At 60.7% G+C, this 11,936-nt stretch carries 8 protein-coding genes and 1 pseudogene; 2 read left to right on the forward strand and 7 right to left on the reverse strand.

What is annotated here, in order from left to right; translation table 11 throughout:
- The first annotated feature begins 71 nt into the window (after positions 1–71).
- On the forward strand, positions 72–1,082 hold the full coding sequence (locus tag RSO67_RS28535) for a hypothetical protein (protein WP_315841609.1): 1,011 nt from the start codon (positions 72–74) through the stop codon (positions 1,080–1,082).
- A 325-nt stretch (positions 1,083–1,407) separates the two neighbouring features.
- The gene (locus RSO67_RS28540; protein ID WP_315841610.1) at positions 1,408–3,627 is read left to right on the forward strand and encodes a TonB-dependent siderophore receptor; all 2,220 of its coding nucleotides are present in this window, start codon (positions 1,408–1,410) and stop codon (positions 3,625–3,627) included.
- 131 nt (positions 3,628–3,758) lie between these two features.
- Here the strand turns inward: RSO67_RS28540 and RSO67_RS28545 are convergent, their stop codons facing one another.
- The 7 genes and pseudogenes from RSO67_RS28545 to oxlT all read right to left on the reverse strand — a co-directional run bounded on the left by RSO67_RS28545 (position 3,759) and on the right by oxlT (position 11,858).
- Complete coding sequence (locus RSO67_RS28545; RefSeq protein ID WP_315841611.1) at positions 3,759–4,730, reverse strand: tripartite tricarboxylate transporter substrate binding protein; 972 nt, start codon at positions 4,728–4,730, stop codon at positions 3,759–3,761.
- A 253-nt stretch (positions 4,731–4,983) separates the two neighbouring features.
- On the reverse strand, positions 4,984–7,308 hold the full coding sequence (locus RSO67_RS28550) for a PAS domain-containing sensor histidine kinase (protein WP_315841612.1): 2,325 nt from the start codon (positions 7,306–7,308) through the stop codon (positions 4,984–4,986).
- A gap of 244 nt (positions 7,309–7,552) precedes the next feature.
- Positions 7,553–8,521, reverse strand: a complete 969-nt coding sequence (locus RSO67_RS28555; protein WP_315841613.1) for a zinc-binding dehydrogenase — start codon at positions 8,519–8,521, stop codon at positions 7,553–7,555.
- 20 nt (positions 8,522–8,541) lie between these two features.
- The gene (locus RSO67_RS28560) at positions 8,542–9,537 is read right to left on the reverse strand and encodes a nitronate monooxygenase family protein (protein WP_315841614.1); all 996 of its coding nucleotides are present in this window, start codon (positions 9,535–9,537) and stop codon (positions 8,542–8,544) included.
- A gap of 150 nt (positions 9,538–9,687) precedes the next feature.
- A pseudogene (locus RSO67_RS28565) lies at positions 9,688–9,807 on the reverse strand (2-hydroxyhepta-2,4-diene-1,7-dioate isomerase); the annotation flags it as partial.
- Positions 9,808–9,842: 35 nt separating this feature from the next.
- A complete protein-coding gene (locus RSO67_RS28570; protein WP_089267110.1) occupies positions 9,843–10,274 on the reverse strand; it encodes a CBS domain-containing protein in 432 nt (143 codons plus the stop codon).
- 273 nt (positions 10,275–10,547) lie between these two features.
- Complete coding sequence (oxlT, locus tag RSO67_RS28575; protein ID WP_315841615.1) at positions 10,548–11,858, reverse strand: oxalate/formate MFS antiporter; 1,311 nt, start codon at positions 11,856–11,858, stop codon at positions 10,548–10,550.
- Positions 11,859–11,936 lie beyond the last annotated feature (78 nt).

Raw genomic sequence — 11,936 nt, forward strand, 5'->3', positions numbered from 1 at the left:
CCCGAATGTCGCAGTGTCAGCGATGCCGTCATGCACCAGCACTGAAATGAAATAGCCGATATGGAGTCGACATGCAGGTTCTAGGCGTCCGCGCCGCTACTGTTGCTTTTGCCTTGATCGCTGCATTTGCTCCGACCGGGGCGAAGGCGGATGAAATCTCCCTGATCGAGAAGTCACTTCCCGGGGAGGGGCAGCGCCCGCAAGCAATCGTCGTCGGCGCGGATGGGAACTTGTGGGTGACGGAAGTTATCAAGCACCAGATTTTTCGGGTTACGCCGAGCGGTGAGATGAGTTCCTTCCGCGTTCCGGGCGATCAGGTCGGAGTTATTCAGGGGATCACGTCTGGCCCTGACGGCAATCTTTGGTTCACGTCACGCGAAGAGAACGCCATTCGCCGGATTTCAACCAAAGGGGAATTCAACGGTACATTCGTGATCCCTTCACAGGCCACGACTCCCACGAAATACAACACGGGATCATGGCCGCGCGGTATTGCGGTCGGTCCGGATGGCCAGATCTGGTTTGCGGAAATGGCGGCGAACAAGATCGGCCGCGTGACGCTGACCGGTGAGTTCTCGGAGTTCGCAATCCCGACCGAGAATGCAGAAGCCTATGGCGTGGTGACAGGTCCGGATCAGAATTTGTGGTTCACGGAAAGCGGTGCGGGAAAGATCGGACGACTTGACGTCAAGACAGGAAAGATCACCGAATTTCCGCTTGGCAATTCGAAGTCCCGCCCGCGCGACATCACGGTTGGGCCCGACGATCATCTCTGGTTTTCGCTGAATGGCTCCGATCACATCGGCAGAATTTCCATGGCCGGCGAGATCAAGGAGTTCCCATTGCCATCGGAAACGCGCCCCATTGGTATCGCCGCGGGAGCTGATGGCAATGTCTGGTTCACCGCTTTCAAATCTCACAAGATCGGGCGCATTACGCCAGCGGGTGAAGTTACGTTCTTCGATCTAAAGACGGAGAACGCGCAGCCTTTCGGCATGACGAAAGGGCCGAATGGTGTGGTCTGGTTTACGTCCCAGGCCAATCAGGTCGGGCACGTTCACGTCACGTCAAAGCGCCAGTGATGATCGTGATTGCGCGCGAGGGCATGCGAGCGCGTTGCTATCCAATCTGATAGTCTGCAGGGTTCCAGAGTAAAACAAAGTCCTGCAGAATTCATCGTCTGTGTCAAATCGCATGCGAACGGTAGTGAGTTGCATGCGGCGTTGCGCGTATGAAGCGGCGTGAAGCATTAGATAGAATCTAGACGCGCCGCATTGTGACCGCACCATGTCATCCTGTAGGCCCCTTTGAGTTAGTCGACAGAAGTCGACGATGTTTTTTGGGGCGACTATTCAAATGATGCGCAGGACTACACTTCACAGGAAAACCCTTTTAGCTGCAGCCAGTATGGTTGCGCTGTTATTGGACACCGGTGAGGGCGCCATTGCGCAGACGTCGCAAGCGCTGCCCGCCGTTGAAGTGCATGCGCCGACGCCGCGTGCGGTCCGTCGTGTCGCGCCGCGCCGAAATGCCGCAGTCACGCCGCGGGCAACGCCTCGGCCCGTGGAACGCCGCGTACCCGCGACGCCCCCGACCGGCATGATCGGCGCGCTGCCGGCGGCATATGCCGGCGGGCAAGTTGCGTCCGGTAGCCAGGTTGGTCTGCTTGGTAATCGCGGCGTGATGGATACGCCGTTCAACCAGACGAGCTACACGGCACAGACCATTCAGGATCAGCAAGCGCGCAAGCTCGACGACGTGTTCGCGAACGATCCGTCGGTGCGTGTTACCGTGCCGCGTCTCAGCGGTTTCGATCGGGTCAATATCCGCGGCTTCAGCGTCGGCAGCGAGGGATACGGCATCAATGGCCTGTACGGCATTGCCTCGGCGTTCTCGCTGTCGTCGCTTGCGGCGATCGAGCGGGTGGAGGTGTTGAAGGGGCCGTCCGCGTTGCTGAACGGCATGCCGCCAAGCGGCGGCGGTGTTGGCGGCAGCGTCAACCTCGTGACCAAGCGTGCCGGCGAAGTGCCGTTCGCGCAGCTCACCAATACCTATTCGTCGATTTCGCAGTTCGGCACGCATCTGGATGTCGGCCGGCGGTTTGGCGAGTTCAAGGAGTTCGGCGTCCGCTTCAACGGCAGCTACAACGGCGGCAGCACCGAGCTGGCCAATCAGAGTCAGGAAGTCGGGAACGCTTTCCTTGGGTTGGACTATCGCGGCGAGCGCGTGCGGCTGTCCGCGGATATCGGCTACGAGCACAACAGGGTCACGGCGATGACCCGCTTCGTCGATATCAACGGACTTCGCGCGGTTCCGACGCCGCCGGACGCACGCGCGAACTACATGCCGAGCTGGGGCTTCTGGGATTCGGAATCGCGCTATGCGATCGTGCAGGGCGAAGTGGATATCACTGATAACCTGACGGCCTATGCACAGGCGGGCATCGGGACCAGCAACACGCGCTATCTCTATTCCGACATTCGCGTGACGAATCTGGATGGAGAGTTCAACGGATTGTCGCGGCGCAACAACCAGAAGCATGAGAGGACCGCGGCGCAGGTCGGATTGCGTGCCAATGTCGATACGGGACCGGTCAACCATGCGATCAATGTCAATGCGGGGACATCGTCGGCCGATACCGGGATCATCAATGTCTCCGGTGCAACGAATTTCTTTTCGAACTTGTACAATCCGCGTTCGGGCCCGGTTTCAATTCGTGACGTCGGTGCTCCGAAGACAACCGGTATATTCGATCTGACGAGCGTCGGCATTGCTGATACGATGTCGGTCTTGAACGGGCGTATCCAGCTGACCGTCGGTGTACGGCATCAGTATGTGGAGTCTGAATCCTTCGCCCAGGGAACCGGGATCAGGACGGGCGGCTACGATTCGTCAGCCACCACACCCGCCTATGCGCTGGTCATCAAGCCGCTGGAGAATGTCTCGGTCTACGCCAATTACATTGAGGCACTGGAGGCGGGGATCATCGTCGGGAGTGGGTATCAGAACGAGGGTTCGGTGTTGCCGCCCTATCGCACCAAGCAGCATGAGATGGGTGTGAAGGTGGATTGGGGACGCATCACGACAACGGTTAGTGCATTCGACATTTTGAAGCCGATGCAGTTGGTCGATAGTTCGGTTTCGCCGTCCATCCTTACGCAGTCCGGCGAGGTCCGCAATCGCGGCGTCGAGATCAATACATTCGGTGAGGTCACCGACGGTGTTCGTTTGCTCGGCGGCGTCATGTTCCTTGATGCGCGCCAGCAAAGGACAGAGAAGGGCGCCTATGATGGCCGCTACGCCTTCAACATTCCTGATACGCAGTTCAATCTGGGCGGCGAATGGGATGTGCCCTTCATTCCTGGGCTGACCCTGACAGGCCGGGCGATTTATACGGGGTCATACTGGTCGGACCAGGCCAACACGGTCTACGGCCCGAGTTGGACCCGCTATGACGCCGGTGCGCGCTACACGTTCGCATCGCCGTGGAATGCCAAGCCGGTGGTCGTGCGCTTCTCGGTCGAGAACCTGCTCGATACCAACTATTGGCAGGCCTCGACCAACGAAGGCTACGTCATTCTCGGTGCGCCGCGGACTTACATGGTCTCGACGACGTTCAATTTCTGATATCGTCGATCGTCTGCGTGTCAGATCGGTCTGACGAGCGGCCACTGTGATGTCATCATGGCGGCCGCAGCTTTTGCTTTTGGTGAGCGCGTATTCACCTGCTCAGATGTGCGTGGCGTTTCGCCATGCGGTTATTGCTGCTCCGGCTTCACCTTGCCGATCTCGACAACCGTCTTCCAGCGGGTGAGTTCTTTTTCCAGAAAGCTCTGAAATTCCGCACTCGTATTGGCGACGACCTCGAAGCCGCTATCGGTCAGCCGCTTCCTGAGATCGGGCGAGGTGAGGGCGGTGGTGATCGATGTCTCGAGCTTGGTCTTCACATCGGTCGGAAGGCCCTTGGGTGCGACGAAGGCCTGCCAGGAATAGATATTGAGATCGTCGACGCCGACTTCCTTCATCGTTGGCGTCTGCGGGAATGAATCGGAGCGCGTGTCACTGGTAACGGCCAGAATTTTCATCTTGCCGCTTCGGATGTAGTTGGCGACTGCGCCGAGATTCTGGAACGAGACGTCGACATGCCCGCCCATCAGGTCCGTATGGGCCTGCGAGCCGCCCTTGTAGGGCGTGTGGATACCGGTGGTCCCCGTTTTCTGCCAGAACAACACGGCCGTCAGATGGTCGGACGAGCCCACGCCCGATGAGGCAAAGGTGACCTTGTCCGGATTCTTCTTGAGATAGTCGATGAGTTCCTGGACGGTATTGGCCGGGAAATCGGGGCGGGTGATCAGCACGTTGGGATTGCGGACAGCGACACTGAGCAGATCGAAATTCTGGAGCGGGTGATAGCCCGGGTCCTTGTAAAGCACCGGATTGATCGCGATGACCCCGATCGAGCCCACCATCAGTGTGTAGCCATCCGGCTTTGAGCGAGCGAGTTGCGTTGCGCCAATGGAGCCGTTGGCGCCGGGTTTGTTCTCGATGATGAAGGACTGCCCGAAGCTTTCCTGCATCTTTTGTGTGGTCATGCGCGCTGTCGTATCGCTGGCGCCGCCGGCCGTGAAAGGCACGATCACTGTGACGGATTTCGAGGGATAGTCTTGCGCGATGGCCATGCCCGGCACTGTCAGACAGAATGCCGCCGCGGCGAGATGGCTGAATTTCATCTTCGTTTCCTCCACTGGAGTGCTTTTGTTTATTGAACAGGCGACAATCTCCGTGTCGCTCTTGTCTGGACGGCTCATCCATGTGCTGAAGAGAATCGCGGACCCAGTTCAGATCGGCCGTGTCGACGCGCCAATATAGCGATCTGCAACCTTTAGTATAGGTACGGGTAGTGGCCTCCCAAGCGGCCATTTGACGCTTGAGTGTCATGCCATGGGCGTTGGCTCGGCCCGGTCAGCGGTAAGCAATCGAAGCCTAGGCGGCCTCGGAGATTTCCGCTGGCCCGTGTCTGCCGCGGAGCGGGATGGTGACGCAGACCACGGTGCCGGTGCCGAGCTTGGAGCGCAGCTTCATCGATCCGCCATGCAGGTTGGTGAGCGATTTGGCGATAGCGAGGCCGAGGCCCGAGCCGTGATAGGTCTTGGCGAGCTGGCTCTCGACCTGCTCGAACGGGCGTCCCAGACGCTTCAGCGACTGCGGGGCGATGCCGATGCCACTATCGGCGATCATCAGGGCCACGGAGTCGCGCAGAACGCGGCTGCGCACGGTGACACGGCCGCCATCGGGTGTGAACTTCACGGCATTCGAGAGCAGATTGACGAGGATCTGCTTGATGGCGCGGCGGTCGGCCACCACCGGTGCATCAGCCGCGATGTCGGCACTGAGTGTCAGATTCTTGTCGTCGGCGCGGCCAGAGACGACACGCAGCGCTTCGGACAGCGTCTGTCCGAGATCGAGCGGCTCAAGGTCCAGCTGCATACGACCTGCCTCGATCTTCGACATATCGAGAATGTCATTGATGACTTCGAGCAGGTAGTGACCACTGGTGAGAATGTCGTGGCAGTATTCGGCATATTTGTCGGAGCCGAGATTGCCGAACATGCCGCTGCCCATGATTTCCGAGAAGCCGATGATGGCATTCAGCGGCGTGCGCAGTTCGTGGCTCATATTGGCCAGGAATTTCGACTTGGTCTGGTTGGCTTCCTCGGCGCGGTTCTTCTCGTCGGAATATTTCTGGGCGAGGTCCGCAAGTTCGAGCGCTTGTTTCTCTAGCGCGGCCTGGGAATGCTTGAGATCGATGACGCTGGCGCGAAGGCGTAGATCGTTGTCGACCAGCTTGTGCTCGTGCTCCTTGATACGGGTGATGTCGGTGCCGACGGAGACGTAGCCGCCGTCCTTGGTGCGGCGCTCGCTGATATGCAGCCAGCTACCGTCCTCGATCTGCGCTTCGAAGGTTCGCGCGCCAGGGGCCGCAGCGCCGGATTCCGCGAGACGCGAGCGGACCTCGGGCATGCTGCCGACTTCGAGCACGGTCTCGTAGGACGTCCCCGGCGACACCGCCGAGTCCGGCAGCTTGTGCAGGCGCTGGAAATGCGAGTTGCAGAGCACCAGGCGATCTTCCGCGTCCCACAGCACGAAGGCTTCGGGGATGGTCTCGATGGCGTCGCGCAGCCGGACGTCGGCCTCGACGGTCTTCTCGGCGAGGCTTTTCTGTTCGGTGACGTCGATGGCGATGCCGATCAGGTGCTGGCTGCCATCGTTCTGGCCCTGCGCGAGTTCGCAGCGCAATTGCAGCCAGATCCAGTGGCCGTTGCTGTGCTGCATGCGGAAGGTCTGGTCGATGTGATCGATCTTGAACGAAATCAACTGGTCGGCGATCTCGAACAGGTTGATGTCGTCGGATTGTACCAGCGCGTTGACTTCGCCGAAGGTCAGCAGGTCGCTGCGGCTGTCGAGGCCCAGCATGGTGAACATCGACTGCGACCAGAAGATGCGGCCGCGCGACAGATCCCAGTCCCACAATCCGCAGCGGCCTCGATTGAGGGCGGTGTCGATACGGCCGCGTACGGCGTCGTTGATCGCGTCGCCTTCGCGGGCGCGGGTCGATTGCCAGTGGAAGGCGAAGCCGAGGATCAGCACCACGAAACCGGTGGTGGCCGAGAGCGTGATCGACAGCGCGGAGTCCGAGCGCCAGATCGGCTCGTTGTTCTCCTGAATGACGACCACCTGACCCGGCAGCGCCTTGACGATGCGTCGGGTGGCCAATGCATGACTGTTGTCGGGCAGTTTCACATCGACAACGTCAGTGCGTGGACCCTGCGCAGCCATGGCCTGCGTCGCGCTGAGGACGTCGAGGATGCGATTGGCGTCGCCCGGTGGCAGGTCGATCGGCACGCGCGCGAGAATGCTTTGATCGGCGCCCAGCACGATGACGTGGCGTCCCCCAGCGATCCCCCAGGATGGAATCAGACTGGGCAGCAGGCTCTGCAGGCGCTCGACGGCAGCAGAACGATCCTGACGGATGGTGCCGTTGCGTTCGAGACGCTCGGCGAGCAGATCGGCGAGCGCTGCGAGATCGCGCTTCATCGAGGATTGCTTCTGCCGGCTCTGATCGACCACCTGCACGAAGGCGCCGAAGAAGATCGTGATGAGAAAAGCGATGATGAGTGTGGGGACGGCCCGGCGAAGTGCCGGCTCTGCGATCAGCAGCCTGTGATAGGCCGGCTTCGCGATAGACTGCGCCAATCCTTTGATCGAATCGGATTGGACGCATGCGTTGTCCGCATGCGCACGCGCCATACCTAAGCCCCCTCGAAGAATCTCGCCCGCGTCGCTCGAAACAACTGCCCCGCCACTTCGAATCGCAAGACCAATAAGAATCCACTTTGCGGGGGCTGTCGAGAGTCAACGAAACGTTAACGTGAAATAAATCGTATCCACCGGAGAATTTCATCACTGTTCGGTACTTGCATGAGTCCGAAACAGGAACGCCGCGCATGAGAATCACGCGCGGCGTTGAAATCAATGACTCGCAGGGCGCGCGTTACAACGTGACCACGATCTTGCCGAGATGCTTGTTGGCTTCCATGTGGTTGAACGCCGTTCCGATGTCGTCGAATGCGTAGACCTTGTCGATCGGCAGTTTCAGTTGGCCTGCTTCGACGGCGGGCCAGATGTCCGCACGCACCGCGCTGAAGATGTCGCGAATCTCCTGCAGTGATCTCGTGCGGAAGGTCACGCCGATATAGTTGATGCGGCGTGCGGCATGGAGATCGAAATTGAAATCGCCATGCGTGCCGCCGAGCCGGCCGACATTGACGATGCGTCCCATCACCTTCGTGGCTTTCAGGTTCTGATTGGCGACGGGCCCCGAGATCTGGTCGACGATCAGATCGACGCCGTCGCCACCCGTGGCCTTGAGCACCTGATCGACCCAGCCGGCATCTTTCGAATCGATGGCGAGGTCGGCGCCGAAGTCCTTCAGCCGGGCGCGACGTGCGGCGTCGGTGGATGAACCGATCACCGTCTTTGCGCCCTTGAGCCTGGCGATCTGCAGCGCCATCAGGCCGACGCCGGAACTGGCGCCCTGGATCAGGACCGATTGGCCGGGCTGCAGTCCGCCATTCGTCACCAGCGCATTGTGCATCGTGGTGATGGCGACGGGCAGGGTGCAGGCATCCTCGAAACTCATGCTGGTTGGCATGTGGAACAGCCGGCCGTGATCGGTGACGGCGAATTCGGCAAAGGCCGCACCGCCGGAACCCATCACGCGATCCCCGACCTTGACGCCCTTGGCCTCCGGGCCGAGTTCGGCGATTTCGCCCGCCCATTCCATTCCCAGCACCGTACCGACGCCGCCGGCAGCGCCGTGGACGTGCCCTTTGGTCATGCCGAGGTCGGCGCGGTTGAGGCCGCAGGCCTTCACTCTGACCAGCACCTGCGTGCCCGTGGGTGAGGGTTTCGGGGCATCACCGATCGCAGCGCCGTTGGCGCCGTAGACATAAGCTTTCATGGCTCTGCTTTCCGTTCCGTCTATTCAGCGGCCTGGCGCTGGCCGCCACCAAGCATGGCTTCGAAGCGCGCGCGAATGATCGTCTCGGCGTCGTGCATGATGCGCGCCACCAGTTCCTGGCAGCTCGGGATGTCGTGGATCAGGCCCTGGACCTGGCCCGCCGACCAGATGCCATCTTCGGCATCGCCGTGCGCATAGACCAGCTTGCCGCGGGCACCGGCGACGAGTTCCCTGATCTGCTCGAAAGTGGCGCCTTCCTTCTCCATCGCGACGACCTGTTTGCTCACCGCATTCCTGGCGACGCGCGAGGTATTGCGCATGGTGCGGAAGATCAGGTCGGTCTCGCGTTCGTCATTGGCGACGATGCGCTCCTTCACCAGCTGATGGATCGGGCTTTCCTTGGTGCACATGAAGCGCGTGCCCATATTGATGCCCTCGGCACCAAGCGCGAGCGCGGCGACAAGGCCGCGGCCATCGCCGAAGCCGCCCGAGGCGATCATCGGGATCTTGATCTTGTCGGCTGCGGCCGGGATCAGGATCAGGCCGGGGGTGTCATCCTCGCCGGGATGTCCGGCGCATTCAAAGCCATCGATCGAGATCGCATCGACGCCCATACGCTCGGCGGAGAGGCCGTGGCGCACGCTGGTGCATTTATGGATGACCTTGATGCCGTGCTTCTTGAATTCGGCGACGTGTTCCTGCGGCTTGTTGCCGGCGGTCTCGACCACCTTGATGCCGGCCTCGATGATGGCCTGGCGATATTCCGCATAAGGCGGTGGCTTGATGGTCGGCAGAATGGTCAGGTTCACACCGAACGGCTTGTCGGTCATATCGCGGCAGCGCGCGATTTCCTTGGTGAGGTCTTCTGGCGTCGGCTGGGTCAGTGCGGTGATCAGGCCAAGCGCACCGGCATTGGCCACTGCGGCGACGAGCTCGGCGCGGCCGACCCATTGCATGCCGCCCTGGACGATCGGGTGTTCGACACCCACGAGCTCGGTGAAGCGCGTCTTGATCATGATTGGTCCTCTGTTCCCTCGCAGGCGCATCGGGTGTGCCCGATGTGGCTTGTTGATCTTTCGGGGGCGGAGGATGCCGTTGCACCGCCGGAATGTCCATCGGACAGCCGGCGGTGCGCCATGCGGATAGTGCGGGGCGGTGCCTAATTCCTATTGGTGGAATTCGTTATGCAGCGCGCCGATCCCATCGATGGCGATGGTCACGGTTTTGACCGGCTCCTTCATCACGCCGACGCCGATGGAGGTGCCGCAGCAGATCAGATCGCCGGGCGATCTGGAACGCGAAGTGAGCTTGAGGCTAGGCCTCAGGCGACCGCTGCATGCGCTTGCGGTGCATCCTCATGGTCGAGTGCTCTGCTGATGTCGCGGATGCTGATCACGCCGATCAGCGTGTGATCGTCGATGACCGGGACATGCCGAATGTGATGCTTGTTCATCAGGTGGCGGACGTGTTCGAGCGTGTCGGTCGAGTGGCAGGAAATCAATTCCTGGACCGAGATCATATCCGAGACCTTGCGATTGACGCCGGCGGCGCCGTGTTCGGCGATCGCGCGAACCACGTCGCGTTCGGAGAACATGCCGACCGCGGTGTTGCCCTCGGTGCGGCACACGTCCTTCACGACCAGTGCGCTGATATTGCCTGTCCGGAGCAACTGCGCCGCGATGGCGACGGTCTCGTTCATGCGGACAGTGGCGATACGGGTGCTCTTCCTACGCAGGATATCTCCGACTTGCATGGCAATAACCTCCCTTGGCTGATCGGCTGAGGATCGATCTTGTAAGCGCAAGATTGGTATACGGTATGCCAGTTGTCAACGCAGAAACCAGCATATCGAGGGGCGGTGGATCAAGAAAGAAAGTCAGTGTTTCTGACGTTTATTTGCTGCGTGGCGTGTGTTTTTCGACCTGCTTCTATCGCACCGGCGAATCCAGTTGGGTGTCTGGCATGCCAGTTGGGCATGAAAAAGGGGCGCACTCGCGTGCGCCCCTTCTCGGCATAGCCCGATCGATCAGGCGGTTTTGGCGCTCTGCGGTGCCGCTTCCGTCACCACAGGTTCGCTTCCCAGAATGAATGCGCGCCGCATCGGCTTGATGACGAACAAGGCGAGCAAAGCGGCCGTGGCATTGAGTGCAACGGCGATCACAAACACGGCCTGCCATCCATAGCTCGCTGCAATCAGGCTCGCGAGCGGTACCAACAATGCCGCCGTGCCCTTCGCGGTGTAGAGCATGCCGTTATTCGTCGCGGCATATTTGGCGCCGAACGTGTCGCCTGACGTCGCTGGGAACAGACTGTAGATCTCACCGAACACGCCGAAATAGACCGCCGTCGCCAGTACGAAGACGAGTGGGTTGTGACCATAGGCCGACAGCGTCAGCAGCATCACCGCGGCGGTGCCGAAGGCGATGAACATGGTGTGTTCACGGCCGATCTGATCGGACAACCAACCGAAGAGCGGGCGGCCGAACCCGTCAAAGATGCGATCGAGCGAGATGGCGAAGGTCAGTGCTGCCATCTGGAAGCCGGCCAATGTCACCGGAGAATTCGCAATATTGTAGTCGTGCGCGATGGGCGCGATCTGCGCTGCGGTCATCAAACCACCGGCGGCGACCATCACGAAGACCAGATACATGACCCAGAAGATCGGGCTGCGCAGCACTTGCGGCGGCGTGAAATCCGTCTTGGTCTGCGGCAGATTGAGTTGTTTCCTCGTCACCGGCACGGCCTGCCCAGGCGGACGCATGAAGAAGGCGAGCACGAACACGATCAGGCCTTGACCGATGCCGAAGGTGAAGAAGGCATGTTGATAGCCGCTCTCGGCAATCATATGCGCGATCGGCACGACGGTGATCGCAGCGCCGGCGCCGAAGCCTGCTGCTGTGGCGCCGGCAGCGAGGCCGCGGCGATCGGGAAACCACTTCAGCGCGTTGCCGACGCAGGTGCCGTAGACGGAACCTGCGCCGATGCCGCCGACGACGGCGCCGGCGTAAAGCATCACCAGTGAGTCCGCATAGGAGTTCAGCACCCAGGCGAGACTGATCATGGCTCCGCCGAACATGATGACGACGCGCGGACCGTATTTATCGACGAACCACGCTTCGACCGGCACCAGCCAGGTTTCGACGACGACGAACAGCGTGAAGGCGAGCTGGATCGCGGCGCGACCCCAGTGATACTTGGCGTCGATGGGGTCGACGAACAGCGTCCATCCATATTGCAGGTTGGCGATCATCGCCATGCAGACGATGCCCATCACGAGTTGGATCCAGCGGAAGCTGCCGGGTGGGTTGGACGCGGTGGTGAAGTCTGGCTGAGCCATCGTGTTTCCTCCGATGCGCGCTTTTTCCCTCGCGGCGTGGTGTCGCTAAGGTTGTGGCGTATTGCCGCAGGCGTCGCT

Source organism: Tardiphaga sp. 709, from assembly GCF_032401055.1.
Lineage (GTDB): Bacteria > Pseudomonadota > Alphaproteobacteria > Rhizobiales > Xanthobacteraceae > Tardiphaga.

Excerpts from the sequence above, each read along its gene's own strand:
- RSO67_RS28545 (WP_315841611.1), bottom strand. The coding sequence starts at position 4,730 with ATGAAATTCAGCCATCTCGCCGCGGCGGCATTCTGTCTGACAGTGCCG.
- RSO67_RS28535 (WP_315841609.1), top strand. The coding sequence starts at position 72 with ATGCAGGTTCTAGGCGTCCGCGCCGCTACTGTTGCTTTTGCCTTGATC.
- RSO67_RS28560 (WP_315841614.1), bottom strand. The coding sequence starts at position 9,537 with ATGATCAAGACGCGCTTCACCGAGCTCGTGGGTGTCGAACACCCGATC.
- RSO67_RS28550 (WP_315841612.1), bottom strand. The coding sequence starts at position 7,308 with ATGGCGCGTGCGCATGCGGACAACGCATGCGTCCAATCCGATTCGATC.
- oxlT (WP_315841615.1), bottom strand. The coding sequence starts at position 11,858 with ATGGCTCAGCCAGACTTCACCACCGCGTCCAACCCACCCGGCAGCTTC.
- RSO67_RS28570 (WP_089267110.1), bottom strand. The coding sequence starts at position 10,274 with ATGCAAGTCGGAGATATCCTGCGTAGGAAGAGCACCCGTATCGCCACT.
- RSO67_RS28540 (WP_315841610.1), top strand. The coding sequence starts at position 1,408 with ATGGTTGCGCTGTTATTGGACACCGGTGAGGGCGCCATTGCGCAGACG.
- RSO67_RS28555 (WP_315841613.1), bottom strand. The coding sequence starts at position 8,521 with ATGAAAGCTTATGTCTACGGCGCCAACGGCGCTGCGATCGGTGATGCC.